Source organism: Parapedobacter sp. GCM10030251 (assembly GCF_042666505.1).
Classification (GTDB): domain Bacteria; phylum Bacteroidota; class Bacteroidia; order Sphingobacteriales; family Sphingobacteriaceae; genus Parapedobacter.
Genome location: NZ_JBHTDN010000003.1, coordinates 106,855 through 132,643, shown reverse-complemented (window position 1 = coordinate 132,643; position 25,789 = coordinate 106,855). Strand labels below are relative to the sequence as shown.

Annotated in this window: 18 protein-coding genes; 10 read left to right on the top strand and 8 right to left on the bottom strand. The window is 51.6% G+C overall.

Annotation, left to right across the window (positions count from 1 at the left end):
* The first annotated feature begins 33 nt into the window (after nucleotides 1-33).
* Nucleotides 34-1,056 (top strand): hypothetical protein, encoded by a 1,023-nt coding sequence (locus ACFQRK_RS09960; protein ID WP_379006091.1) that lies wholly within the window; start codon nucleotides 34-36, stop codon nucleotides 1,054-1,056.
* The gene (locus ACFQRK_RS09955) at nucleotides 1,032-1,238 is read left to right on the top strand and encodes a hypothetical protein (RefSeq protein WP_379006090.1); all 207 of its coding nucleotides are present in this window, start codon (nucleotides 1,032-1,034) and stop codon (nucleotides 1,236-1,238) included. The genes ACFQRK_RS09960 and ACFQRK_RS09955 overlap by 25 nt, the downstream gene beginning before the upstream one ends.
* A gap of 80 nt (nucleotides 1,239-1,318) precedes the next feature.
* Here ACFQRK_RS09955 and ACFQRK_RS09950 read toward each other — a convergent pair whose 3' ends face one another.
* Together ACFQRK_RS09950 and ACFQRK_RS09945 are read right to left on the bottom strand one after the other, a co-directional pair.
* Entirely contained in the window at nucleotides 1,319-2,056 is a 738-nt protein-coding gene (locus ACFQRK_RS09950) for a sulfite exporter TauE/SafE family protein (RefSeq protein ID WP_379006087.1), read from the bottom strand.
* Nucleotides 2,057-2,200: 144 nt separating this feature from the next.
* A complete protein-coding gene (locus ACFQRK_RS09945; RefSeq protein WP_379006085.1) occupies nucleotides 2,201-3,076 on the bottom strand; it encodes an AraC family transcriptional regulator in 876 nt (291 codons plus the stop codon).
* Nucleotides 3,077-3,273: 197 nt separating this feature from the next.
* Between ACFQRK_RS09945 and ACFQRK_RS09940 the strand changes: the two genes are divergently transcribed.
* From ACFQRK_RS09940 to ACFQRK_RS09905, 8 genes are read left to right on the top strand one after another with little or no spacing between them, the layout of a single operon-like run.
* Complete coding sequence (locus ACFQRK_RS09940) at nucleotides 3,274-4,635, top strand: sugar porter family MFS transporter (RefSeq protein WP_379006082.1); 1,362 nt, start codon at nucleotides 3,274-3,276, stop codon at nucleotides 4,633-4,635.
* 21 nt (nucleotides 4,636-4,656) lie between these two features.
* A complete protein-coding gene (locus ACFQRK_RS09935; RefSeq protein WP_379006081.1) occupies nucleotides 4,657-6,033 on the top strand; it encodes a hypothetical protein in 1,377 nt (458 codons plus the stop codon).
* A gap of 12 nt (nucleotides 6,034-6,045) precedes the next feature.
* Nucleotides 6,046-7,137 carry a carbohydrate kinase family protein gene (locus tag ACFQRK_RS09930; RefSeq protein ID WP_379006079.1) on the top strand — a complete coding sequence of 364 codons (1,092 nt, stop codon included), beginning with the start codon at nucleotides 6,046-6,048 and terminating at the stop codon, nucleotides 7,135-7,137.
* 7 nt (nucleotides 7,138-7,144) lie between these two features.
* Nucleotides 7,145-8,533 (top strand): aspartate aminotransferase family protein, encoded by a 1,389-nt coding sequence (locus tag ACFQRK_RS09925; RefSeq protein WP_379006077.1) that lies wholly within the window; start codon nucleotides 7,145-7,147, stop codon nucleotides 8,531-8,533.
* 11 nt (nucleotides 8,534-8,544) lie between these two features.
* Complete coding sequence (locus tag ACFQRK_RS09920) at nucleotides 8,545-9,972, top strand: hypothetical protein (protein ID WP_379006074.1); 1,428 nt, start codon at nucleotides 8,545-8,547, stop codon at nucleotides 9,970-9,972.
* A 27-nt stretch (nucleotides 9,973-9,999) separates the two neighbouring features.
* The gene (locus tag ACFQRK_RS09915) at nucleotides 10,000-13,146 is read left to right on the top strand and encodes a SusC/RagA family TonB-linked outer membrane protein (protein WP_379006072.1); all 3,147 of its coding nucleotides are present in this window, start codon (nucleotides 10,000-10,002) and stop codon (nucleotides 13,144-13,146) included.
* A gap of 17 nt (nucleotides 13,147-13,163) precedes the next feature.
* The gene (locus ACFQRK_RS09910; RefSeq protein WP_379006070.1) at nucleotides 13,164-14,591 is read left to right on the top strand and encodes a RagB/SusD family nutrient uptake outer membrane protein; all 1,428 of its coding nucleotides are present in this window, start codon (nucleotides 13,164-13,166) and stop codon (nucleotides 14,589-14,591) included.
* Nucleotides 14,584-15,849 carry a glycosyl hydrolase family 28 protein gene (locus ACFQRK_RS09905; RefSeq protein ID WP_379006067.1) on the top strand — a complete coding sequence of 422 codons (1,266 nt, stop codon included), beginning with the start codon at nucleotides 14,584-14,586 and terminating at the stop codon, nucleotides 15,847-15,849. The genes ACFQRK_RS09910 and ACFQRK_RS09905 overlap by 8 nt, the downstream gene beginning before the upstream one ends.
* A 209-nt stretch (nucleotides 15,850-16,058) precedes the next feature.
* On the opposite strand, the gene ACFQRK_RS09900 is transcribed toward ACFQRK_RS09905, so the two are convergent.
* The 6 genes from ACFQRK_RS09900 to ACFQRK_RS09875 all read right to left on the bottom strand — a co-directional run bounded on the left by ACFQRK_RS09900 (nucleotide 16,059) and on the right by ACFQRK_RS09875 (nucleotide 25,777).
* The gene (locus ACFQRK_RS09900) at nucleotides 16,059-17,711 is read right to left on the bottom strand and encodes an L-lactate permease (RefSeq protein ID WP_379006065.1); all 1,653 of its coding nucleotides are present in this window, start codon (nucleotides 17,709-17,711) and stop codon (nucleotides 16,059-16,061) included.
* The gene (locus ACFQRK_RS09895; protein WP_379006064.1) at nucleotides 17,711-20,170 is read right to left on the bottom strand and encodes a glycoside hydrolase family 88 protein; all 2,460 of its coding nucleotides are present in this window, start codon (nucleotides 20,168-20,170) and stop codon (nucleotides 17,711-17,713) included. The genes ACFQRK_RS09900 and ACFQRK_RS09895 overlap by 1 nt, the downstream gene beginning before the upstream one ends.
* Before the next feature lie 64 nt (nucleotides 20,171-20,234).
* Entirely contained in the window at nucleotides 20,235-21,368 is a 1,134-nt protein-coding gene (locus tag ACFQRK_RS09890) for a glycoside hydrolase family 105 protein (RefSeq protein WP_379006062.1), read from the bottom strand.
* 11 nt (nucleotides 21,369-21,379) lie between these two features.
* Nucleotides 21,380-22,633 carry a DUF4998 domain-containing protein gene (locus ACFQRK_RS09885; RefSeq protein ID WP_379006060.1) on the bottom strand — a complete coding sequence of 418 codons (1,254 nt, stop codon included), beginning with the start codon at nucleotides 22,631-22,633 and terminating at the stop codon, nucleotides 21,380-21,382.
* A gap of 16 nt (nucleotides 22,634-22,649) precedes the next feature.
* Nucleotides 22,650-23,837, bottom strand: coding sequence for a DUF5000 domain-containing lipoprotein (locus ACFQRK_RS09880; protein ID WP_379006058.1), 1,188 nt, complete (start codon nucleotides 23,835-23,837; stop codon nucleotides 22,650-22,652).
* Nucleotides 23,838-23,881: 44 nt separating this feature from the next.
* Nucleotides 23,882-25,777 carry a RagB/SusD family nutrient uptake outer membrane protein gene (locus tag ACFQRK_RS09875; protein WP_379006056.1) on the bottom strand — a complete coding sequence of 632 codons (1,896 nt, stop codon included), beginning with the start codon at nucleotides 25,775-25,777 and terminating at the stop codon, nucleotides 23,882-23,884.
* Nucleotides 25,778-25,789 lie beyond the last annotated feature (12 nt).

Sequence of the window (25,789 nt, the reverse complement as noted above, 5' to 3'; positions counted from 1 at the left end):
CAAAATGTTTGATACCTTCCACCCGATGATGCGTTGAGGAGACCCAACAGATTCTTATTTAAAGTTTCACTGCCGTTAGCCGTTTTACTGCTGCTAGGCGGCCGTGAACCTTTTTATACGCTCAAACTCGACGTCATCAGTTCAGGATACGACGGCGAGAAGGTTTGGTTTCACCCGCGGGCAGGCATAGTAAGCAAAGAGGAACCGCAAATTGTCCTCACCTTGCAAAAATGGTGGGTCGAACGAAGTGATGTTTTTTTTGCACTCTCGCAAATGATCAGCAGCGATTTGGGTGGGCATTGGTCGGCACCCGCAGAACAGACCGCCACGCTAGGCAGACATACCGTCGGAAACGGCCTCGAAATTGGCATTTCTGATTTTACACCAAAATGGCATGCGAAAACAGGGAAACTGTTGGGCACCGGCCATACCGTCCGTTATCAGGATAATACCCTGATCAAGGGGGCACCCCGATCAACCGCCTGGTCGGTTTTCAACGAAACCAACCAAAGCTGGTCTGCTTGGGATACACTGAAGTTACCCAACCTTCCCATGTTTTACAGCGAGGGTGCCGGAAGCACACAACGGGTAGATTTGCCCAACGGCGATATATTACTGCCTACTTACTTTATGAAAAAAGGTGACAGCTTATACAGTGCCACCGTTCTACGCTGCAGGTTCGATGGAAAACATCTCGAATACGTCGAACACGGGGACATGCTAAAACAATCAACCGGTAGGGGCTTCCCTGAACCCTCGCTAACGTGCTTTAAGGATCGATTTTATTTAACCCTCCGGAACGATGACTCCGCATATGTTGCTTCCAGCACCGACTTCACTTCTCCAAGCCGCAAATCTGGCGGTTTGATGATGGGCAGCCACTGGAAAGTTACAACACCCAGCAGCATTGGGTTACCCACAGCGACCGGCTATACCTCGTATATACGCGGCGGGGAGCAGATAACGACAACGTTGCACGCCACCGGGCACCGCTGTTTATGGCACAAGTTGGTCCGGAAAAATTGGTGGTATTGCGCCGAACCGAACAGATTTTAGTACCCAATAAGGGCGCACAATTGGGCAATTTCGGAGTGGTGAATGTAAATCAGCACGAAACTTGGGTGACAACCTCGGAAGGGATGCCCAGAAAAAACCCAACCCAATTCGGAGCGGATGGGCGGGTATACGCCGCACGGATCCGATGGGCAAAACCCAATACGACCTGGAACACCTATTGAGAATCCCGCGTAACGAGGTCTGCCACGGTCCGAACCGCAGTAAATCACCGATACACGGTCGCCGCGTGATCCAACGGATTTTACGAGGAAAAGGGACATATCCTCGCTAAAAGGAAAATCCCGATCAGAAAAAGGCCGATATAGACATATTTATAGAACGCACGGTTTCCCAACCTACCGTTCAAGTACCGCCCTAGAAATATGGCCGGAACGGCGGCCGGGACGGCATATAGAAAGTTAACCCCCACATTGCTGGTTATCAGTCCCTTGCAAGCATACCCGATGATACTGACGGTACTCGCAACGAAAAAATACGCTTGTAAGGTGGCCCTGAACTGATTAGCACTCCATCGCTGTAGCTTTCCATACACAACCAAAGGAGGGCCGTTGATGCCATACGCGCCACCCAAAACCCCGGATAGAAAACCACAGATAAAAAGCCCGCTTCGGTCGTTCGTTGCCTGAATCGATTTTTCTTTCGCCAGCAGCGAATACAAAGAATACGATATCAACAATATGCCTAATAGCAGTTCAATCCAAAAATTGCTGGCAAAAAGCAACAGTACCAATCCGACGGGAATGCCAGGAATGGCATATAAAATAAGCCATTTCGCACTTTGGAAGTGAATCTTACTGTGATCTTGAATGACTACGATCAAGGCGATCAAAACCGAAAGGAGCACCGATAGCGGCACGGAAACTTCAATGGGTAAGAACAGGATAAAAAGTGGGACCGCGATGAGCGATTCTCCGAAGCCGAATGTTGATCTGACAAGGGTTGCAACGAAACTGATCAACAGGATGAAAAAAGTCGTCATAATCTTCCTGAAGATACGCAAAAAACCCCTTTCGGCCAACAAAAAGTTAACTTATTCCTACCCGCCAGCGGAAATTCTGATACCCGCAAGGAAGTGCAACCATAGGTGACAGCCATAAACGCTGCCGGTTACCGACTTGTTCTTTCAATTTGCGATATTCAACAATTGCTTCCTGTATACTTTGGCACTCGCGCCGGTCAACAGTTTAAACTGCCGATTGAAATGGGAAATGTTATTGTAGCCGACCTCGTAACCTATCTCGGAAATATTCAACGCTTGGTTCAAGAGGAGTTTACACGCTTGCGTGATTCGGATTTCATTCAAAAACTGGGTGCAGGTCTTATGCACCCTGGTTTTAAAATATCGGCAAAACGATGCTTTATTCATATCGATGATGGAAGCCAGTTGATCCAGTGTAATCTCATGACGGTAATTCTCCATCATATAATCAATCACTTGGTTCAACCTATCTGTTTCCAATTTGCGGATGTTTTTAGCGTAGAACGGTGTAGAGAGAAGCTCGTATTCCTTGATTTTTGACAACGCATCCAATAGTTGGAGAAAATTAATCAATCGGTCGAATCCCGAACTCAAGCATACCGCCTTCACCATCGGCGATATCCTGGCATGATCTGCACCCAGTATCGAAACCCCTTGTTGACCCAATTCGAACAATCGGGAAATATGATTGAGTTCCGGCAAGTCAAAAAAGCTGTCCCCCAGCGCATCGGGAAGAAAATGGATCACATACACATCCACATAAAATTCGGGATTGCCCGCGTAGTATTCTTTGTCGTTTTTCCAAACATGTGGCAAGTTCGAACTGATGAACACCAAGTCGCCGTCTTCAAAGCGCGCAACATTATCGCCCATTACCCGCAAGCCCCGGCTTTTTTCCACGAAAATGATCTCATGCTCCGGATGGTAATGCAACGGGTAATCCATGTAGGGAGTGATCTCTCTTTTTACGGCAAATGAATAAAATAAATTGGGGGATATTTTTTCCAGCTTTGGCTTCATACTGCGCCTCTATTATACACATTAATCAGTTTTACCTCGTAATATGCAAACATAGTGTCTTTTTTTGAAAACCTCGTCGTTTTTCTAAGATCGATGTGCGTCTACCTTTGCTTTATACAGTAACCAATAATAGGCAAAGTCATAAATTGATTAGCGGAGGCGCCGACAGCTGACAACATTGGATTAATTTTATCGCCATGATGAAAATTAACATATTTTACATTGCAAAAATAGCCGTTGTAGCTTCCGTTGGTGGATTTCTCTTCGGATTTGACCTTGTCATCATTGCCGGCGCCCTTCCTTTTTTGAAAACCGAGTTCCAGTTATCCGAAGCGATGCAGGGATTCGCCGTCAGCAGCGCGATATTAGGTTGTGTTGTCGGACCCATCGGCGGTCTGTGGTTCACGGATCGATGGGGCCGTAAGAAAACGATGATGTTCTCCGGTGTGCTGTTTATGGTATCATCAATCGGCTGTGCGATCGCATGGGGTTTATGGGATTTCTCCTTTTACCGGTTTCTGGGGGGATTGGGCATTGGTTTAGCGATGATTTCGTCTCCGATCTATATCGCCGAATTGGCCCCTACCCATCTTCGGGGCGTATTGGTCAATGTCAACCAGTTATCCAACGTAATCGGCATCAACATGGCCGTAATTTCGTGTTACCTTTTCTCCTTTGACGGATGGGGCTGGCGGTGGATGATGGCATCGGAAGTCATACCCACAACGATCCTGATACTCGGTTTGTTGGTCATTCCCGAAAGCCCGAGCTGGCTGGTGCTAAAAGGTCAGGTCAACGCAGCCGATCGTATTCTTACCAGGATCTATGATAAAGAAATAGCAGCTGCGGAGGTACAGCGCATCAAAGCCAGCAATCAAATGGCGCACGGGAGCAGTTTTAAAACGCTTCTATCCCCCGGAATAAAAACCGCGCTGATCATCGCCATCTTGCTGATGGTGCTGCAGCAAATCAACGGTGTCAATATGCTGCTTCTCTACGCACCCAGCATCCTGATGGATGCCGGTGTCAGCATGGGTTCCCATGCCATATTGAGTTCGCTCCCGGTATATGGTTTTATCCTGGTGTGTACGCTGTTGTCCTTTCCGCTCATACGCAAATTCAATCGGCGCACGCTGCTCGTAAGCAGTGTGTCGTTCATGGCGATTGGGCATATCGTCATGGCCATAAATTTTCAGCAAGGGTGGCCGCCCCTCTTCGCCCTGTTCCCCATGTTGATCGGTGCAGGTGCATTTACGCTCGGTTTAGCGCCGCTGGGCTGGATCATTCTTTCCGAAATTTTTCCTAACCACATCCGCGGAAAGGCCACTGCGGTCGTGTGTATCTTTCTCTACCTGGCATCCTTTATTACCGCGCAATTCTTTCCGGTGCTTACGCAATGGTTTATCACAACCAACGGTAATCCCGCCGGCGTATACTGGATCTTTGCCAGCATCTGCACGGCCGGAGCACTTTTCTGCTGGTTTAAGGTGCCCGAAACCAAAGGGCTTAGCTTAGAGAAAATCGGCGAGTTTTGGCAAACCAACATTCGAAACAAATAATATCCTATCAAGTATCCGATAATGAATCAAACAGAAAAGAAGATTGCTTTTGTACCTTTTGGCGAAATTAACTCACCCAGGGAACTAATTGCGCAAATGGCGGCCACGGCCCTGGAAGAAGTGAAAGGACTGGGGTATGCGGTGATATCCACCGATCTTGTGACCGATGATGAGGCGGGTGCAGACGTCGCCCGAGCGTTGCACGACCTCGATGGCCAGTCGTTCGATGCGCTGATTATATGCCTTACCGGGTGGATCCCTTCCCACGCAGTTATCTCCATTACCGATCCGCATCGGCAGGTTCCCATGGTGTTGTGGGGATTAGCCGGGACCCGGACGAACGGACATATCGTAACCACCGCCGCACAAGCGGGCACCTCAGCGCTACGGAAAGTTTTTGCGGACCTGGGGTACCGGTTCACCTACGCATACAACATCATAGACAATCCGTCGCCCCTGGAGAAAATCGACAGTTTCATCCAAGCGGCATTCGCCCAAAAAGCGCTTCGGTCCACGAAAATCGGCATGGTCGGCTTCCGGGATATGCGGCTTTATAACACGCTATACGAGGGCGTATCCCTAAAGAGCAAACTGGGTATTGAGATCGAGTTTGTCGAAATGCTCGAGGTCGTAAAAGCCAGCGAGCGCGTGGAAGCGTCTGCTGTAGCGGCAGTACTCAACACCATCCAATCAACCTGGAGTTTTCAGGGTACGGTTGACGGACAATTTCTGGAGCAAGGCATCGCTTATTACCTCGCTATCCGCGAAATAGCCCTCGAAAAAGGGTTGGATGCAATTTCGCTCAAAGATGTGGACGGCATGAAAAAATTACTAAGCTATCCGCCAGCCGTCGTATTCATGCTATTGGCGGATCAAGCAGGTCTATGCACCATTCCGGAAAACGACGTAATGGGCGCAGTGACCCAGCTGATTGTCAAGCAGCTGACCGGACAAAGTGCCGCTTATCTTGAGTTCTATGAATATTTTGAAGACAGCGTATTAATGGGCGTGCCGGACTATGTTCCCGCCGAAGTTGTACACGAACAAGTAAACGTATTGCCGGCGGCATTTGGTCAAATCAGCGGGGGCTTGCTTAACGTTTCTTCCATGCGGGAAGGCCGACTGACCATTGCCCGGCTTTCCAACACCGGAACGGCGTATACCATGCATATCGCAACGGGAGAAGGGAAGCTATGTTCATGGGAGGAAGCCGGGTGGACACAACCGGCTCCCCAATTGCCAAGCTTGCTGATTAAACTGGATACAAAAACGGAAGAATTTGTCCAACAGATATCCGGGCAGCACTACATTCTGGCATATGGCGACTGCACATCGCTTTTGGTTGATTTCTGCCGCCTGAACGACATCGAAATTATTTTGCACCACGCCGCCGACTGACCGTAGCTTATAATGGATAAGACAGTTGATATTTTCGTCTGCGGGTACTTATGCGTTGATCTGACGCCGGCCTTCAAAACGGAGGTCACCTTCCAGCCCGGTACCCTCACGGAGCTCAATGGAATGACTTTTTCGCTGGGTGGCGCCGTAGGCAATACCGGATTGGTTCTACATCGGTTTGGCAAAAAAGTACTGTTGAACGGTCTCATCGGAGATGACCATCTGGGTCGTTACATCTCGGATTGCCTGGATGAATATGGCGTGGCAAACAGCATTCAGAAAACCGCCCATGCCGGAACGGCCTTCGGAATTGTACTGGCCCCACCCGCCGTCGACCGCCTATTTCTCGAATATCCGGGAAGCAGCCGATTCTTCGACCTGGCAAGCGTAGACATCGAAAAGGTGAAATCCAGCAAAATACTACATTTCGGTTACCTGCCCTTGTTGGAACATTTCTTCCATGCGAAAGGCGAGCAATTGGTCGAACTGTTCCAGCAAGCCAAGCAAAATGGAACCGTCACTTCCATGGATCTGAGCTTGCCCGATCCGACCGGTGAAACACGGGAAATCGACTGGCATGAAATTCTGACGCGCGTTTTGCCCCACACGGATATCCTGCTTCCCAGCATCGAAGAAATCCTATACATGACGATGCCGGATGTATATCGTGAATTATGTGAAAAACATGGAGAAGCACAGGTATTGGATCGGGTTTCGCCAGAGACGATACAAAGCGTAGGCCGGATGCTTCTGCGCTACGGCGTCAAAATCGTGTTGATTAAAATGGCTCACCGCGGTGCCTACCTGTTCACAGGCAATCTCACGGACGAAAAAAATGGACTCCTGGGATTGGATACCGAACAGTGGAACAACCTCACCCTGTACTGCCCCGCTTATGCGGCAGACAGGCGACGGGTAACCAATGCTTCCGGTGCGGGTGATACGGCGGTCGCCGCCTTTCTGGCTGCCCTTCTCGAGGGTGTTACGCCGCAAATGGCCGTGAAGTTAAGCACCGCGGCGGGAAGAGAAAGCTTGTACTGTAACGACCTGTATACGGAACTGCCCGATTGGGAAGATATTTATCATTTAGCAATAACTAATTAATGTAATCATGGAAACCCTAACAGCGACTAATAAGGATTGGTGGAAAGCCAGCGCAGACCAACTGCCCCAGATCATCCACGAACCACCGGGTCCGGTGTCCAAGCAGATGCATGCCAACACCGAAAAATACATGCGTGGACTCAGCGGACAGGTGAAATTGTTTCCGGTATGTTTTGAAGAGGGGCATGGTATTTCGCTTACCGATTCCGACGGCAATCGCTACCTCGACTTTTCGTCGGGTATCTATGTAACCTCGCTGGGTCATTGCCACTCGAAAATTTCATCTGCTATTTCGCATTGGGCGAACCGGTTGATGAACATGCACGATTTTACCACGCCGGTAAAAGAAAAGCTGTTGGAAAAATTGGTGGGTGTCTTACCCGCCGGATTGAATTCCGTGCAACTCTTCAGCGACGGCGCTACCGCCGTTGAGGCGGGCATACGGGCTGCACGCGCCATCACCGGCAAACACGAGTTCATTTCCTGTTTCCGCGATTTCCATGGCAAAACCATGGCCGCTGTCAGCTGTGGCCAAATGATCCGTGGCGATGTTCACAGCTATGGACCTACCCGGGCTCCCGGTTTCTATATGGTTCCCCGCCCTGACCCCTATCGACCCCTTTGGACAACGCCCGATGGCACACTGGACACCGATGCCTACATCCGGTTTTATGAACAGTTCATCCAGGAATCTACCGTGGGAAATCTGGCTGCATTTGTGCTGGAACCCGCACAGGGATGGGCCGGTTCCATCTTCCCGCCGGATGACTTCTTTCCAAAGCTGCGAGCCCTTTGCGATCAGAAAGGTGTCTTGCTGTTTGACGACGAAGTGCTGGCCGGCATGGGCCGTACCGGCGAATGGCTTACCCTCAATCACTGGGACGTGGTGCCCGACATCGTCACCTTCGGGAAGTCCTTTGGCAATGGGTTTCCGGTTACCGCCCTGGTAGTCAAAGAAGAATATGCCGACGCCCTCGACAAAATATCCGGCTCTTCGAGCTATGGGGGCAATCCGATGGCCTGCGCCGCGGCCCTGGCTTCGCTGGAGGTCATCGAGGAAGAAAATTTGTTGGAAAATGCCAGGTACGTCGGCGAGAAGATGATGGCAAGGATGCGGCGGATGAAGGACAGCCACCCCATCATCGGAGACGTAAAAGGCAAAGGTTTCCTGCTGGGGATCGAGCTGGTGAAAGACAAACAGACCAAAGAACCATTTGACAAAGCGGGGCAATTGGTCTACCAGAAAGCATTCCGCAAGGGGCTGGCCTGGATTCCGGCGGGCCATATCCTGCGCATGTCGCCCCCCTTGATCATGGATGAACACTTCGCCATGCTGGGACTGGATATCATTGAAGAATCGATATACGAGGTTGAGAAAGAATTCGGATACCATTAAATCGCAAAAAAATGTCAACGATCAACGAACTTTACATGGGATGGGCCAGTTCGGATATTACTCCCGAAAGGCCGGTTTCCCTTTTCGGACAATACTACGAACGCATCTCCACGCATGTGCAAAGTGCACTTACGGCCACGGCATGGGCCCTGGAATCACCGGGGGCAGGCAACGACGGCCAGGCGATTCTAATTTCTATCGACCTGTTATGGTGTACAACAGCGCTTCAAGAGGCGGTGCGGGCATCCGTATCGAAACAACTGCCCGATTTCGACCCACACAAGCTGCTCATCTTTGCCACGCATACCCACTCCGGACCGGAACCGCGTGCTGACGATGAATACGGCCGGTTTTTGGTAACCCGCCTCACGGAGACTGCCGTTGCGGCATGGCAGCGACGCTCACCCAGCCAGGGGGTTACCCCCGCCTCCACGTATGCTCCCATCGGTCACAACCGGCGGGTGCAGTATGCCGACGGCACCACCGAAATGTACGGAGCGGTTGACCGGAAGGATTTCATCGGACTGGAAGGTCCCGAAGATGCATCGATGGACCTGCTATTCTGCTGGGGCCCAAACAACCAGCTCGAAGGCATTGTGATCAATGTGCCCTGCCCTGCCCAGGTAACCGAAGCGAAATATTATGTTTCCGCGGATTATTGGGACGAGGTGCGGCGGCGTCTGCGGGAGCGCTTCTCTCCGGATCTTTTTATCCTTGCCCAATGCGGCGCCGCAGGCGATATCTCACCCCGGGATCTGCCGCGGGGATATTCAACGGAAGAACCAAACATGTGGGAGTGGGAAGGAGCCGCTGAAATCGGCAGGCGAATCGAACGGGCTGTATCCGATGCCTATGATCAGGTGCAGGATACGCGGGAGCAGTACCCGGTCTTCCGGCATCTTGTCGTAGATGTGGACTTGCCGCTGAGAAACGTCACGCACGAAGCGTACGAGCAGGCACGCCGTATCGTGGAAGAGATCCGGTCCCGGGAACCGGCAGATCCGGCATCGCCCCATACCGCATGGAACCGCTTTCTTGCCGAAATAAAAGCCAATGAAAAAACCAAGAGCCACGGTCCCTGGGATAACAAAAAGAGCGACTACGGGGTGCTCCGAAAGATGGAACTGGAAATGGAGCAGTACGACAGCCATCCAAAAAAACAATACTACCGTGCCGAAATCCACGTCGTCCGTCTGGGCAGTGTTGTATTTGCCTCGAACCCCTTCGAGCTGTTCCTGGATTACGGTTTAATCATCAAAGGGCGAAGTGTCTTTAACCGCACCCTGTTAATCCAACTGAGCGGTGACTATGCCGATTACCTGCCGACACCCCGGGCGCTTGCCGGCGGCGGCTACAGCGCCATGGCAACGTTGATAGGCCCCGAGGGGGGCTATCTGCTGGTTGAAAAAACCCTTGCCCTGATAAATGAAGTGAATTGATTTTAGTTTGAACCAAGTTTAACAATTATGAAACAAAAACTATTTCTTACCGCAGCCAGCGCCGTGTTGCTGCAGCTCCCCTTAGTCGGCGCTGTGCATGCACACGCCAGATCCGGTCATGCCGATCTCGTCTGGCAACAAGCGCAGGAACCGGTAACGGGCCGTGTGACGAACGAAGCCGGTGAGCCGCTGGCAGGCGTAAGTGTCGCGGTAAAAGGAACCCAGCAGCGTTCCAGCACGAATAACAACGGTGAATTCCAGATTCAGGCGGGGGGAGCTGCCGACGTGCTGGTATTTAGTTATGTAGGATACGAAAACAAAGAAGTTTCCGTCGGACAGCAACGAACGGTCCTTGTCCAACTGGTAACGGCCGAAACCGCCATTGATGAGGTCGTCGTGGTAGGCTACGGTGCACAATCGAAGCGGAAGATATCCACTGCGGTAAGCAAAGTCTCCGGCAGCAGCATCAACCATTTGCCGGTTACCACACCGGGGAGTGCCTTGGCAGGGATGGCCGCAGGTGTACAGGTCCAATCCGGCGGCGGCGATACGCCCGGACAAGCGCCTACCATCCGAATCCGGGGCATCGGATCCCTCGGCGGGGGAAACGCACCCCTTTATGTCGTAGACGGCTACCCCCTTCAGGACGCGTCGCACTTTTCCCGGATCAGCCCGTCAGACATCGAATCGATTGAAGTGCTGAAAGACGCCGCGTCAGCTTCCATCTATGGGTCGCGGGCGGCGAATGGGGTTATACTGGTAACCACCAAACGTGGTAAATCCGGAAAAACCACCTTCAATGTCAATGCCTATTCGGGTTTGCAGCAGGTTTACCGGAAAATGGAGATGATGAATGCCCAGGAGTACCTCCAGTATGCCAAAGATGCGCGCAATGCCAGCGGACTGGATTATCCGGATGTATTCGACACGCCTGAGCAGCTCGCCAATACCGACTGGCAGGACGTTATTTTCCAGAGCGCTCCCGTGTCCGAATTCCGCTTGCAGGCGCTTGGTGGAAACGAAAAGGTACAATTTTCCATTTCGGGCAGTTACCTCGCCCAAAAAGGGACACTCAAGGGTACCGATTATAAACTCGCCTCGATGCGTACCAATCTCGACGCTGCCTTGTCAGATCGATTAAAAATCGGCGTCAATTTCGCTCCGTCGGTCTCGATCCGTCACCAGCAGCCCCTCCCCGGCGTTAGTGGACCTGCTTCGTACGTTCCGGTATATGCTGCGCTATTGATGCCCCCCGTCGTTTCGGCACGTTTGCCCAACGGCGATTATGGGCAGAACAACGTGATGCCGTTTACCCAATATGGTTTCGCAGAAACCGGCATCCATAACCCGCTCGCGGTACTTGAACTGAACGAAAACCGGCAGAATACGCTGAACTTATTCAACAATGCGTACCTGAGCTGGCAGCCCATAGACGGGTTGGAAATAAAAACACAGGGCGGGGCAACGGTTTCTGCCCTTACGAATCAAACCTATATCCCGTCGACACTTGCGTATGCAACATCGCCGTTTGCTAACCTGTCGACCCCCAGTTTAGCCGGCATTCAAAGCCAGGCCAACAGCGGAAGAAACATCGACTGGGTGTGGGAAAACACGGCCACCTATACCCGGAATTTCAACGACGTGCACAACCTGTCGGGTTTGCTGTTATTCTCCATGCAAAAAACCGACGATCAACTGGTTGCCAGCACAGGGCGGATCGGATCGTTTTCAAACGACATCATTACCAATCCCACAGCAGCCACCGAGCAGATCGGATCGTTGACGTATGGCCGCAGCAGTTTCCTATCCTATGCGGCGCGCGTCAATTACGACTACAAGGATAAATACATACTCATGGCATCGGTCCGGACCGACGCTTCCTCGCGTTTCGGCCCGCAGAACCGATTCGGCGTTTTCCAATCGTATGCCGCGGCATGGCGGATCAGCGAAGAATCGTTCATGGAATCCCAACAGCTTTTCAATGAGTTGAAACTCCGGGCAAGCTACGGTGAAACCGGTAACGCCAACATCGGCGATAACACCTGGATGAGCAGCGTGATCGCCCGAAATTACAGCTTCGGTGACGAACGGGTACCCGGAACGATTCTGCAGGGACTGCAAAATGAAAACCTGACGTGGGAAAAAAACAAGCAGGTGAACCTGGGCTTGGATGCCGCTTTCCTCGATAACCGGATTTACCTGACGGTGGATGTATACCGGAAAAATACCGCGGGCATGCTGTTTTCGAAAGAACTGCCTGCTATTGTAGGCTATGCCACTTCCTTTTATACGAACATCGGAAAATTGCAAAACGATGGTTTTGAAGTCGACCTGCAAACCACTAACCTGAAAGGTGCTTTCTCATGGTCCACCCACCTGAATCTGAGTTTCAACCGGACCAAGGTACTTGATCTGGGCGGACGTGAATCGCTCAATGCCTTGGCAGGAACCCCCGGATGGCCCAACGTATACAAGGTCGAAGTAGGCCAACCACTGGGTAACATGTACGGATTTATCATCGACGGCGTCATCCGCAATGAGGCTCAGTTGAACGGAAACCCACAATGGCCCGGATCTACGGTCGGCTCCTATCAGATTAGGGACGTCGACGGAAACGGCACCATCAACGAGGGCGACCGAACCCTGCTAGGGAACGGATTGCCGGATTTTGTCTACGGGATGACCAATACACTTGCCTATAAAAATTTTGATCTCAGTATCGTGATACAGGGCGTATTGGGCAGCAACGTCATCAACGGCGCTTCGCGCCATACGGAATTGTGGGTCGGCAGATTCAACGCCGTCAAGGGTATGGCAAACAACTATTTTGATCCGGCCAATCCGGATCGGGATGTCAAATACGCTCGGGTTGGGCCACGCACCGGCTTTTCAACGGCGGGCGAACTCCATACCTATGCCGTCTACAACGGGTCTTTCCTGCGGGTACGGAACCTAACGCTCGGATACAACCTCTCTGAACGGATTGCCCAAAAACTGCGGTTCAGTTCAGCACGGATATACATCGCAGGACAAAATCTTCTTACGGTATCGGACTACCCCGGATTTAATCCCGAACCGAGTATGTACGGAGACTCTGTTTACCAGCCCGGATCGGACCAAGGTACCTATCCATCAAACCGCAGTTACCTGTTAGGGATTAATTTTGGATTTTAACGTCAAGGAGAAGAATCATGAAAAAAATACGCGTTGTCGCTGCAATAGCCTGCTGTTGGACTACCTTATCAATGGTTAGCTGCACGGATTTTGTCGACTTAAAATATCCCACGATTGTGGGCCAGGATCAATATTACAACACGCAAAGTGATTTTCAGGCAGCGGTAAATGGCCTCTATGCAAGCCTCCGCCCGGTATACAACGACTTCCACACGTTGGCCGAGCTACCGTCTGACAATACACAAGCGAACGACTATACCCTGGGGCTGTTGTCTCTTGACCAGATGACCTGGCTGGACAATAATACCAACATACAGAACCTTTGGCTCAATTCATACCGGGTAATCGGACAGGCCAATACCATCCTGGCCCGGATAAATGCCATAGCCATGGATGAAAACGTGAAGGCCCGCTTTATTGCAGAAGCCAAGTTTATACGGGCATTGATGTATTTTAACCTCGTTCGCTTTTTCGGCGACGTTCCCTTGGTGGTCAACGAAATCAAAACCGAAGCGGAGGCGTACGGATACCTTCGCGAATCGGCACAGGTAGTTTATGATCAAATTGAGCTGGATTTAACAGATGCAATTGCGATATTACCGTCCGTGGGACAAGTAGAAAACGATGGTAGGGCTACCAAAGGAGCCGCCCAAGGTCTGTTGGGAACCGTTTACGTCACGCAGCATTCGTTTGAAGAAGCGTTACCCGTATTGGCCGAATTGATTGGAGATGGTCATTATAAGCTTTTGGATGACTACGAAGCGCTATTCCTCGCGTCAAATAAGAACAACGAGGAAATGCTGTTTTCAATACAATACCATAGCAATGGCAATGCGGAGGGCTCAAACTTCTCGATTCTGTTTGCACCTTTCGGATCGGGAACGGAGATTACCTCGGGGGGTAACCCCGCGCAGGTGAACGAAGGTACACAAGATCTCTGGGACGCATTTGAGGAGGGCGATGCCCGCAAGCCGGTCGCCATTGCGAAGTACTCGCCTACCGGCGTGTATTATACCCGCAAGTTCCTCGATAAACCCACGGCAAACTACGAAGCAAACAACAACTGGCCGGTTTTACGGTATGCCGACGTAAAGCTGCTCTACGCTGAAACGCTGAATGAACTAGGCAGGGGGTCCGACGCCATGGATGAATTGAATGACGTCCGCCGTCGTGCGGATCTTGATGGGCTGTCCGGCTTGGGCCAAGCAGCGCTGCGCGATGCGATCCAACAGGAGCGCCGGGTAGAACTCTGCTTTGAAGGCCATCGTTGGTTCGATCTGTTAAGAACTGGGAACATGGTGGATGTAATGAGCGCATATAAGGAAAAGGGAGTCGGTTATCAGGTGGACTCGTATGAAGTTGACCCCTATAAGGTTCTTTTGCCCATACCGTTCAGAGAACGGAGTTTAAATCCGAAGCTAACACAAAATAATGGATATGAATAAACAACATCTGTTTCTGTTAATCGCCTGGGTTATTCCCATTTTTCTAATGGCCAAGGTGCCGACACCCAACGATTTTACGGGAAGCGATACCGAGCGGATACAGGCGGCAATCGACGCCGCTAAAGGAACCTCGGGAAAAGTGATCATTCCCGCGGACAACGCCAATGGGACGAATTTATGGGAGATCGATCGCGCCATCTTACTGCCCAGCGACATGACCGTCATTCTGGATAATTGCACATTGCGGCTTTCCGATAACAGCCGGGATAACCTATTCCGCAGCGATAACGTGGGCGAGGGCATCAGGCAACCGACATGGAACCGGAACATCCGCATCATCGGCGTGGGCGAAGTAAGGTTGCAGGGCGCGCTGAACCCCCGATCGACCGGCGACAGCTTCCGCCAATTGACACTCGACACGGAGCAGGCCAAGAAAGACGGCAATTGGCGGATCAGCTATGGCAGCGATGCCGGGAAAGCCGGCAGGAAGCAGACAGGCGACTGGCGCAACATCCTGATCCTGATGGGCTACGTTGATGGATTCACCTTAACGAATGTGTCCATCGAGAATACCCACAGCTGGGCGGTCAGCTTCGAGCGTACGTTACATGCCGAGCTGACACAGATCCGGATCGACAACCGGGAAGAATTGGAGATAGATGGCAGAAAGGTGAGCGTTGCCAATAAAGACGGAATCAATTTGCGCCAAGGCTGCAAGTACTTCCGTATTGACAATATCTCGGGGTATACCGGCGATGATTTTATCGCGCTATCCAACCTCGGCAGCGGACCAGAATCGCCCGCAGCAAGTGGAGACATCACCTCTTACATGGTCACGGCTCCAACCTGGTTTGGGCCCGAAGACGACATCGAGCAGGTACAGATCAGCAACATCCATTGTTCCAACCGTTACCGCGCCGTAGCGATCCGCGCCACGGACCAGGCAGGTATTCATCACGTTTTCATCAATTCGTTGGTGTTTCAAGCGGTGGACGGTTTGCATGAAGCCATCCTACTGGGTGGCGGTGGATATGGAAAGCCATCGCTGCCCGGGAAAATTAACAATGTGTACGGCATGAACATCAAGGGTAGTGGCAAATGCTTGGTGCGCATTGAATCGCCCGTGCACCATTGCGGTTTGATCAACGCCGTTTACGAGGGCGAAGGTGATGGCCCCATCCTCTACACGATTGACAGGGAACAAATCCAGGATTTGGAGCTGTTGAATCTTATCCACGCGAAGAAAGCCGGTCGTTGACCTGCCTTTTCCACCAAGCGTCACAAAGGCTCTTGAACCGTCCTTTGGACGCTTGGTTTCGCTTGCCTGACCGCGGAGTCGCTATGGATTGCCAAAGCCAGAAGCCGTGCCTTTTTTGCTGATTACTGGGCAGAATCCCGTGTCCGCCGGCCCGACCGCTGATGCGTACTCAAAAATCCGAGAAAAAAGACTTCGGTTCCGAAAAGCTTTTAACCAGAATTCATAAACAGCGACCCGATCAGACCTGCGGCGATAAAATAATAGAGGGTAGGCAGGATCGTTTTACGCAACACTGCCCCTTCCTTTCCCATCATTCCCACAACCGTGGAAGCCGCCACTACATTATGGATTGCGATCATATTTCCGGCCGCCGCTCCCACCGCTTGCAACGACACCACCAACACATTATCAAGTTGAAGCTTAGTTGCGACACTGTTTTGAAACTCCGCGAGCATCAAGTTGCTGATCGTATTGCTCCCCGCAATAAAAGCGCCCAATCCACCAAGGGCCGGTGCAATCATCGGCCAAATAGTGCCCAGCTTTCCTGCTGCCCAACTGGCAAGCACTACGGGCATGCTCTCCAATTCCGTTTCATTGAGGCCTGAATTGATATAGATCCGCACGAGCGGAATCGTAAAAAGCAACACAAATCCGGCGGACAGGGCCGTAGACAGCGATACGCGGGCAGCTTCCCCGAAACGTCGCATGGGCAACCGATGCAGCAGCATCGCACTCACCGCCGCGATCACCAGCAAGGTGGCCGGCAAGTAAAGTGGTGCAGATGATGCAGTAATAGTAGTTCCACCAATGCCATGCCATTGTATTTGGACGCTTTTCAGCCAGTTGCCGATGGGTAAAAGTGGCGTTCGGGTGACTATCAACAACAACGAAACCAAGATATAAGGAAGCCACGCAGAAAGTAAACCGACCTTTTTTTCTTGGCCCGCAGGCTGCGCTGCCAAGGTCCCAATCCATGAAGGAGGCCAGCCATCAGACGGTCTGAAATCCCAATGATCCTTTGGCAACAGCCATTTGCGGTGTACGAAAAAGATAACAATCCCCAACCCCGCCATCGATCCCAGTAACGATGGGAACTCCGGCCCCAGGAAACTGGCGGTAAACAGATAAGGCAGCGTGAATGCTAAGCCCGAAAAAATTGCAAATGGAGCTACCGTCCAAATTTTCTTGCGATCCGCACGCTCGCCGAACACGAAAACGCAAACCGCAATCATCAGCCAGGGCATAAAAGTACCGATCATCGCATGGATGATACCGACTTCGCGGGTTACCGCCATCAGGAATGTTTGCTTTTCTGCCGGATTTCCAAAACCGGATGTAAGGCCGTTATTTAACCCGATCAATATGGGAGTCCCCAATGCACCAAACGTGACCGGTGTGCTCTGCACCATCAGTCCTAAGACGACGGCGGATAGCGGCGGAAATCCAATGGCCACCAATAGCGGGGCTATGATGGCTGCGGGTGTTCCGAAACCCGATGCACCCTCGATAAAACAGCCAAAAAACCACACAACGATAATAATCTGAACCCGTCGATCTGAGCTAAGCGCGGTAAACTGATGCCGTATGCGCGCCAATCCACCCGAATATTTCAATACCGTGAGCAGTAAGATCGCACCGAACACGATATACGTGATGTCTCCCGCCACAAACAGCCCTTCAATGACCGAAGCCACCAAATGGCGGGTATCCATACCCCAATACCCGTTAGCAATTATAGCCGTTAGCAGAAAAACAATGGGCATGGCGTATTTGGCTGCCACTTTAAAGCCGACGAGTAAAACCATCGCCAACAATAGCGGTGTGGCAGCCAATAGCGCAGCGATATATGCAGGGCTTTCCATCAATCGGCGGCCACCATTTTCAGCATTTCACGGCCACATAGCAAGAACGCCCCCACGCCGTATACTTCGGTTTGGTCGGGAGAAACCGCGTTTGGAGCCGCGCCAATGGGCTGTACGTAACCCAGTTTACCACTTGGATGCACACTAGTTACCAATGCGTCCCAAGCTTTCCACACAGCAGGTGCATACACCTTGGCATCTAATATTCCTTGGTTAATGCCCCAGGCTAGTGCATAGGCAAAGAAGCCTGTACCACTGGTTTCCTTGATGGGATAGCTGGCCGGATCCAACAAGCTGGCACGCCAACTCCCATCAGGCTGTTGAAGGGCCGTGATCCGGGATGCCATATCCTTGTATAGCGTAATCCAACGATCCCGCGTGGGGTAATCAGCTGGCATATTCTCCAGAACGCGCACTAATCCGCCCATTACCCAGCCATTGCCCCGCGACCAGAATATTTTTGCGCCATTACGCTCCCGCGTTTCAAGAAATGACCCGTCCCGGAAATACAGGTGCTCATTCGGATCGTACAGGTAATCGGTGGTCTTCCACCACAATTTGTCGACCAGATCGAGATATGCTTGGTTTCCGGTTACCCGAGCCAGCATGGCCAAAGGCGGTGGCCCCATAAACAACGCGTCACACCAAGCCCATTCGCGGAGACCGATATGGTTTTTCCATTCGAGCGACTCGGTGTGCGGGCGCGCCAATAGCGTATCCGCTAGCACGCGTAAATCAGCAATCATACGAGGATCTCCGTACTTTTCGTATAGACGGGTATACAGCTGACCCACGCAGTAAAAATCGGCATGGAAACGGCGACGACCTTCTTCCAATTTCCAGTCGAACCGATCGCCCACTTCTTCTTTCATGAACGTATAATATGCTTGGTTACCCGTTGCTTCCGCCGCGGCCAGCAATCCGGCGTATAACGCGCCATTGGTCCAATCGCGCTGTGGATGTCGCCATCCGTTTGTACGGATACTATCCAGCTGCCAATCGGCCACCCGTTTTATCATGGCTGCTATCGAATCGCCGGCCGACCGATCTGAGCGTTCCCGTAACGGAACTTTCACCGGAGCTTTCTGTTCCGCTTGCATGTCATAAGGCAGTTTCCAGACGTTCCCTTTGCGGTCGCCAAAATACAGCTCGGACTGGCTGAATGCATCCGGATTGCCATCCGCCCAAAAATACAGGAATGGGTCACGCCCGTTTGCCACACGGCGGACATAATTGTGATTCCGGGCGCTGTGCCGCGTAATCTGCCGGGCGCGCCAAGTCTTACCCTGGTCGTTGCTTTCGTACGCCACAATTTCGCCACCTCCTCCCCAGGGCTGAGGCATATTCTCAAGTGGCGCAATGACCGTCCACTTCCGGCCCTTGATAAACAGGCTTCCCATGTCGTAATTGTGATCGGACGACGCAACCCGATGGTTTTCCCACGCCTTTCCATTCCAATGCATGACATACCATTCCCGCGGACTGTTTGCCGGCCCGGGCGCATGGCCCCCGCTTACCAAATAAAGAGCAATGGGGTTACCCTTGGTATCAAAACCGACATCCTTCACGTATACGTTTTTACCTTCGCTGAAATATTCCTTCACCAGTGCTGGCGAATTTACGTTGGCCACGGGCAATTCCAAAGGTGCTCCATCCACGGTCGTCCAAGTTTTACCGAAATCCGTAGTCTGGAGGTAATACAAATTGGTTCGCTGATCGACGTTCCCATTGGGGTGCCAATTGCAAAAAAAACCCACTTTATCTCCATATTGTCCGCTGATCTGGTAATGCCCGCCATGCTTATCACCGTCGCGACGCATCCCCACCAGTTTCTGATCTTCCGACCAATTGACCCCGTCAACGCTCGTCTCGAAATAAAGTTCCCGTACACCCGTGTATTTGGTGAATAAATGCAGGAATCCTTTGCCCGGTAAGTATTTGGGTTGCGGATAGGTCATCTCTTCCTGAGAAACCTGGTCGAAGGCTTCGACACTATAAGGCTGCTTGCTCCGGTATTTAAATCCGGGACGCCCGCGTCCCCTACCGCTCACAAACACCCAGACGTACCCGTCGTCGTCTAAGGCGATGCTGGGATTGTCGTGCGGATCGTTTACGCCCAGCTTATCATAAACCACAGTGGGTTTGGAAACCGTCCCCTTTCGATGGTCATATTCACCAATCATACAGAGCAGGTATCGTTGATCTTTACGAGTAGTTCCACCGTATACAAAAAACGTCTTTTTTGCTTTGGGTGCGTAAATCGCCAAGGGAATGTGTTTGGCGGTATACGTGCCCAGTCCACCCGAGTATTTATCGCCATATGCTGACTTTTGCCCGAGCTCGAACCAAATGCCACGGTAGCCGTCTATCTTTGTGTTATTGAGCAACTGTGCCTGCGCAGACACCGTGGAAAAAAGCAACAATAGTCCTACTCGAATAAAAGTGCGTATTCGTTTCATATGTTTGTAAATTAGCTATTTTTTTGTGTGTACTGTTTTTCTTTTGTTCCGGACGATCTTCCGGCTATCGTTTCAACTTAATAACCTCGCTTGCGGCCAGCAGAAATGCGCCTGTTCCATATACCTCCCAGCTATCCGGCCCGAAGTTTTTCTGCGGACTTCCGCCAATGGGTTGCACCCAACCCACCCGGCCTTCTTCACTGACACAGGCCGTGAGTGCCTTCCAGGTTTTTTCCACAACGGGTAAATAGGTTTGCTTATCCAACAGGTCGTTGTTAATGCCCCAGGCAAGTGCATAACAGAAAAAGCCCGATCCGCTTACTTCGCCCCCCGGATACGCTTCGGGATCCAGCAGGCTTGCACGCCACAACCCATCTTGGGGCTGTAAACGAGCGACCCGATCGGCCATTTCTTTGAAAAGAGTCTCATAGAACGGGCGCTCCGGATAATCCATCGGTAATTCTTGGAGGATACGCACCAAGCCTCCCATCACCCAACCATTTCCACGTGACCAGAATATCCGCTGTCCATTCGCTTCCTTCCGTCCCGATCCATCGGCCTTGATGACAAAGTTCAAATCACGGGCAAACAATCGCTCGTCCCGATTATATAGTAAATCGTAGGTTTCCCGAAAATACGTGTCACTTGCATCGAGGTATTGTCTATCCTTGGTGGCCATACCCAGTTTCACCAATGCCGGAGGCCCCATGAACAACGCATCGCACCACCACCATTTGATAACCTCAACCCCACCCCGGTCGGGATACGGCCGGGAAACGAATAGATTCAACGTATCACGGGTAGGTTGAATCATTTCCGGCCGCTTTTCCTTCCGGTATACATCAATGTAGGTTTGGGAGATAGCCACGTCGTCGGCATGATACCAACGTTTATGAGGTTGCCATTGTTGGGCATTTCCTGTATCCAGCAATGCCTGATAAATTGCCTTGGATTTTGTGGTCTCCCAAGCCGCAAAAACGCCAGCGTAGAAGGCACCATTCGTCCAGTCCTTTGGATCGTGCCTAGGGTTATTCAATTGCCAATCAACCACTTTGGGAATCAGCTTTTTGATATACTTCTTACCAAATACATCGCCGTTACCCGGCTGCGCAAAAGCCAGCTGCGCGCCGATTGAAAAGAACAACAGTACAACCATACCCCTTTTCGGTGTCCTAAGCAATTTTTCTATGATATACATGTTCATTTTAATTATCGATTACTGGTTATACCCCAAAAAGTAAGTTGTGCAATGTTTGTAAAACCCCGGCCTTGTTTATCCCAGTTTTCCAACGTTTTGAACCGGATATAACGAACGGCGGGGGCGTCGTCCGGGAAAGGGACTTTTTCGCCGGCCAATGCATAGGCGATATCTTCCGCCGTGGTGGCATCGGATCCAGATGGCTTCACGGATTCAAACGTGGCCAGCAACACCCAACTATCGTCCCAGCTGCCATCCGGATTGGGTTCGACCGAGCCCCAGATTTCGGCTTTCTTTACGTTCCCCCCGTCATACAGGCGGGTCGCATTGAGCCCCCGCTGGTTGATCTGCATTTCGGTAAGTCTGCTCACGGCACCGAGATCAAACGTAAACCATTGCGGCATCGGGGTTCCTACCTTGGATATAAAGGTGCCATTCTCTTTGTTATACACGCCATCCCAGATATTCGCCACACCCGAATTTGCCGCGTTCGGCTCGTACGTATCCGTTGGCAACATGACGAGTGCGAACTTCGATTTATCCAAGATCTCTGCCTCGGGTATAAAAATACCTGGATCTATCTCCACTTCCAACCGGGCGGTAGCAAAGGTATCAATGGCCAGCGAATCCGGCAGAAAGTAACTTCGGTAGCCAAATGTGCTGTGGGGTGCATAGTCGGCCAACCGCGTCATGTCCTCATCCACAGGAACCGCCTGAACCCGTATGTCCCCATTCGTAAGCGTATAAGTAATCGAATCCCGTACTGCCGTTTCTTCGGCTGGTGTCCAGGTGATGATTAAACTTCCGTCTTCACGGGCGAAAGAAATCTCCTGGATGGCCCGGTGCAACAACGACTCCCGGTATACATCCCCATACACTTCACCCAGCACTTCTGACCGGACCGATGTGTTGCCTTCTCCGTCCTTGGTATAGACTTCAAAGGTATATGACTTTTCTTCCAGGTTATCAATGATCACGCGTACGGTATCTGAACCGGCTTCATTGCCCAAGGACATCGCCGCTGAGTCCTGGCGGTTATTCCAATAGATGACGGCTGTGGTAACATTGGGATCGGCAGCGCGGAGCCATGAAAGCTGGATTCTCCCATCACCTGGGTGTGCGCGAAGCGAATCCGCCTTGCCGGGATAGAAGTACTCGCCGTCTTTCAGGAATTCACGGTAGGTTTCGTCCATTTTGCCACAGGATAACGCCATCGCTGCGACCAGAGCCAGCCCGGTCCAGACAAACTGTATTGTTCGTTTCATGTTCATCGTCATCTTTTTATTGAATCTGTCCATACACATCGATTTCCGTGATGTTGACGTGGCTCACATTTCCCCAATTTTCCAGCGTTTTCCACCGCAGGTAGCGCACCGGAGGTACATCCTCCGGAAAGAGAAACTCTTCTCCAGCCGCTGCATACGCCCTATCTTCCTCGGTATTCTCGCCCGCTGGCAGCCCGGAAGGCTTGATGGATTCGCATTCGCCAAGCAATACCCAACTGTCGTCAAAACTGCCATCCGGATTGGGATTATTTGACCCATAGATTTCCCATCGCTTTACGGCACCCGAGTTATAGAGGAAATTTGCAGACAGCCGCTTGAACAAGACGAGCCGAGACAGCTGGACGGTCGCTTTTAGGTCAAAGGTAAACCACTGCGGCAACCCATGCCCCGGCACCGTGACGAAATCATTTTCACTTTGGCTGTCATCCCATATCCGCTCCAGCACTGCGGTTCCATTATTGTGGGCCGCGGAGTAGTCGGTAGGCAGGTCAACTTTGGCAAAGGGCTTGGGAATGAACTCTTCAAACCACGGCGTAACCTCCTTAAACACCGTATCCGACCGGTTGCCCCAGTGGTCTTTCAGAACCACACCAAATGTCCGTGGTTCCGGGTCGAAACCGCGTACGGGCATCCGGGCATTTTTCATCTTTGTGTAAAAGGTCTCCGCAATGGCAAGGTTCCCAAAACTATCAGGCGTAACGACTTCCACTGTCAATTCCGCCTCGTATTGGTTCTCCATATATACGGTAGCGCCCCCCCAGTTTTCCTGAATATCCAAGGTGGTAAATGCTTGTTCCACCGGTGGGGTGGTCGGTTCCACCTCCACTTCGAAGGGTTGTGACTCTTCACCGTTCCGGCCAACGGCTATAAGTGTCACGGGATAGGTCCCCGCACGGCCAAAACCGTTCACTTCGACGCTGTTGGTATAAAAAGAAGATTTTGCCTCTTGTCCAACACCGGGCCGAATCTCGTATAAGGCCTTCACGTACAGCAAACTTTGGTCGTTCGGAACGTCATAACGAATACGCGCTCCCCCGGGCAGATTCTCAACCGTCGCGTGGGTAATGCCACGCGGCTTGCTCTTATCGCTGCCAATGGGCTGGTGGGTTTCTTCCTCACAGGTCTGTAGGCAAACCAGCAAAGCCAGCAATATTGTTCGATACTTTATGAATAGTTTCTTCATACTCATTCTTACTTATATTCAGATTGGTTAATCTATCTCAATCCTCACCAACCAGGGCTTTGCACCAGTTCTCTGTTTCGGATCAGACTGGATTCACTGATCGGCCAGAAATAATCGCGCATCTGAAAACTTTGGTTGAATAGCGTTCGCACGCGGTAATAATTTTCAGGAGCATCCTGATCGATGTCCCAACCCGTTATGGGGTTATTCAATTCAATATGTGCTCGCTTCCACCGCCTTAAGTCCCAGAACCGGTGTCCTTCAAAAGCCAGTTCATTCAACCGCTCCTGCTGGATGATGCTCCGCAGTCCGTCCTGGCTGGTGGGTTTATCCGGTTCACGGGCATACTGGTGCCACGCTTCCAAAACAGGTGGCAACCCCGCCCGTTCCCGCACTCGATCGAGGTATTCGTAAACGTCATCCCCCGGTCCGCTGAGCTCGTTCAGGCACTCCGCATAGAGCAAATAAAGATCGGCCAGTCGCATTACGGGAAACGGGTAGTACCGGATGGTATACGTGCTTCCCGTACCAATGGTATTCTGGTAATTGACCAATTTTTTTGGCCAATACCCCGTAATGGAATACCGATTACTCGATATTTTTTGTTGCGGTTGCCCCAATTTGGAGCGCACCGTCCACTGATCGTCGTCATCGCGCTTCCCCTGTCCGTACCATAGCGCTCCATCGAATGCCAGTGATGCGTAGAATCGAGGTTCCCGGTCGAAGTGGAGTCCCGCCGTTGTATACCCTTCCTGCAACCGGTATTTGTCCGCTCCGGTAGCTTCCCGAAGCTCATAGCGGCCCGCATAGTCATACGTTTTATCCTCATTGATCGGCACGCCATGGATGGAATAGAACTGTTCGGCAATTTTGATCGGTGGCGCCAGGTTACCCTTGGTATTCTGGTTTGATAAGTTAGCCGGATCCAACGGTGGTGTTGCCTCCCGTTGCAGCGCCACAGCAGTACTGTTGGTATTTCCCCAGATGATCTCGGAATTCCACCGTTCCGTGACCGCCTCCCGGATACTCATTTGGGTAACGGTTTCAGGCGACAGCTCAAATTGGCCGATTCCTTCCGAAAACCTGTGCAGGGAAAGGCCCACCTCATGGCACAGCTCGATCGCTTCACGGCAGGCCTCAGCCGCCATTCGCCACTTTTCCGCCGAATATTCGGTGTTGAACAGCAACTGACCATCTACATTTTTATAGCCTCCATACTCCCCATTCCCGTTAAACAGCGGACTTGCACCAGTCGCCAACACCAACGCCTTGGTAGACAGCGCAATGGTGCGCGTAATCCTTCCAAGTTCATTCTGTTCGTCTTCAATCGAGTTGGGCAGATCCGCAGCGGCTTCATCCAGTAGCTGAACGATGTAGGTCACGCAATCGTCTACCGGTTCGCGCCGCACCTTTACCTCTTCCACGCCTGCCGAAACGGGGAGATTCTCCCGGACCAGCGGGATAGGTCCGTACATTCGGAGCAACCAGAAATGGTAATAGGCTTTTAAGAATTTGGCTTCGGCCACCCAACGCCGCTTCTCGACTTCTTCCATGTCTGGCACCCGATGCATATTTTCCATCAGAATGTTGCAATCGCGTATTCCGTTAAAGGGTTGCGTTACCCCGTCCCAGTAATTCAGAATGGGTGTTACCACTCCCTGGTTGCCCCGGGCAATCTGCCACCCCGGTGCAGTAAACCCAATGAAGGGTGTATAAAACCAAAACTCATCGCCAGCCGTGAATGCCGGGTTGTTCGTTGCGTTTCCATGGGGTGGGAGATACCGATAACAGGTAAAAAGGTACTTTTCGGCCGTACTCCGCATGGAAAATGCATTGTCAATGGTCGCCACATTGTCGGGCACCACATCCAAATAGTTATCGCATGCAGCGAGCCCAAAAGAGGCCATTAGTATGAAATAAAAACGTCTCAATTTCATCATCACTTTGCTAAG

What these genes read in the sequence shown, in the direction of transcription:
- ACFQRK_RS09950 (WP_379006087.1), bottom strand. Translation starts at nt 2,056, where the DNA reads ATGACGACTTTTTTCATCCTGTTGATCAGTTTCGTTGCAACCCTTGTC.
- ACFQRK_RS09945 (WP_379006085.1), bottom strand. Translation starts at nt 3,076, where the DNA reads ATGAAGCCAAAGCTGGAAAAAATATCCCCCAATTTATTTTATTCATTT.
- ACFQRK_RS09940 (WP_379006082.1), top strand. Translation starts at nt 3,274, where the DNA reads ATGATGAAAATTAACATATTTTACATTGCAAAAATAGCCGTTGTAGCT.
- ACFQRK_RS09935 (WP_379006081.1), top strand. Translation starts at nt 4,657, where the DNA reads ATGAATCAAACAGAAAAGAAGATTGCTTTTGTACCTTTTGGCGAAATT.
- ACFQRK_RS09930 (WP_379006079.1), top strand. Translation starts at nt 6,046, where the DNA reads ATGGATAAGACAGTTGATATTTTCGTCTGCGGGTACTTATGCGTTGAT.
- ACFQRK_RS09925 (WP_379006077.1), top strand. Translation starts at nt 7,145, where the DNA reads ATGGAAACCCTAACAGCGACTAATAAGGATTGGTGGAAAGCCAGCGCA.
- ACFQRK_RS09920 (WP_379006074.1), top strand. Translation starts at nt 8,545, where the DNA reads ATGTCAACGATCAACGAACTTTACATGGGATGGGCCAGTTCGGATATT.
- ACFQRK_RS09915 (WP_379006072.1), top strand. Translation starts at nt 10,000, where the DNA reads ATGAAACAAAAACTATTTCTTACCGCAGCCAGCGCCGTGTTGCTGCAG.
- ACFQRK_RS09910 (WP_379006070.1), top strand. Translation starts at nt 13,164, where the DNA reads ATGAAAAAAATACGCGTTGTCGCTGCAATAGCCTGCTGTTGGACTACC.
- ACFQRK_RS09905 (WP_379006067.1), top strand. Translation starts at nt 14,584, where the DNA reads ATGAATAAACAACATCTGTTTCTGTTAATCGCCTGGGTTATTCCCATT.
- ACFQRK_RS09900 (WP_379006065.1), bottom strand. Translation starts at nt 17,711, where the DNA reads ATGGAAAGCCCTGCATATATCGCTGCGCTATTGGCTGCCACACCGCTA.
- ACFQRK_RS09895 (WP_379006064.1), bottom strand. Translation starts at nt 20,170, where the DNA reads ATGAAACGAATACGCACTTTTATTCGAGTAGGACTATTGTTGCTTTTT.
- ACFQRK_RS09890 (WP_379006062.1), bottom strand. Translation starts at nt 21,368, where the DNA reads ATGTATATCATAGAAAAATTGCTTAGGACACCGAAAAGGGGTATGGTT.
- ACFQRK_RS09885 (WP_379006060.1), bottom strand. Translation starts at nt 22,633, where the DNA reads ATGAAACGAACAATACAGTTTGTCTGGACCGGGCTGGCTCTGGTCGCA.
- ACFQRK_RS09880 (WP_379006058.1), bottom strand. Translation starts at nt 23,837, where the DNA reads ATGAAGAAACTATTCATAAAGTATCGAACAATATTGCTGGCTTTGCTG.
- ACFQRK_RS09875 (WP_379006056.1), bottom strand. Translation starts at nt 25,777, where the DNA reads ATGATGAAATTGAGACGTTTTTATTTCATACTAATGGCCTCTTTTGGG.